We start from the raw sequence: 536 nt of genomic DNA on the forward strand, positions 1-536 counted from the left end.
CCTGGCACCACCGGCATCGCGGGCAAGGTGCTCGCGGTCCTCCGGATCACCACCGGCCTGGTGTTCGGCTGGGCCTTCCTCGACAAGCTGTTCGGCCTCGGCTACGCCACCGCCAGCGAGAACGCCTGGATCAACGGCGGATCACCCACCAAGGGCTTCCTCGGCCACCTCGACCACGGCCCACTCGCCTCGATGTTCCAGAGCTGGGCCGGCGCCTGGTGGGCCGACACCCTGTTCATGCTCGGCCTCGCCGGCATCGCCTTCGCCCTCGTCGCCGGCATCGGCCTCCGCGTCGCCGCCGCCTCCACCACCCTGATGATGCTGCTCATGTGGGCAGCCGAATGGCCACTGGACCAGACCACCAACACCGGCGAGCCGACCATGTCGACCAACCCCATCCTCGACTACCACATCATCTACGCCCTGGTCGCCATCACCCTCGCCGTCCTCGCCGCCGGCAACACCTGGGGCCTGGGCAAGCGCTGGGCCGCCATCCCCATCGTCCGCCACAACCCCTGGCTGCGCTGAACACGACC

General features: G+C 69.4%; 1 protein-coding gene. It reads left to right on the forward strand.

Annotated features, from left to right (window positions below; genetic code table 11):
• Nucleotides 1-15: 15 nt before the first annotated feature.
• Complete coding sequence (locus BU204_RS37925; protein WP_083662001.1) at nt 16-528, forward strand: hypothetical protein; 513 nt, start codon at nt 16-18, stop codon at nt 526-528.
• The last annotated feature ends 8 nt before the right edge of the window (nt 529-536 follow it).

The sequence above is a fragment of the Actinophytocola xanthii genome, assembly GCF_001921205.1.
In the GTDB taxonomy this organism is placed as follows: domain Bacteria; phylum Actinomycetota; class Actinomycetes; order Mycobacteriales; family Pseudonocardiaceae; genus Actinophytocola; species Actinophytocola xanthii.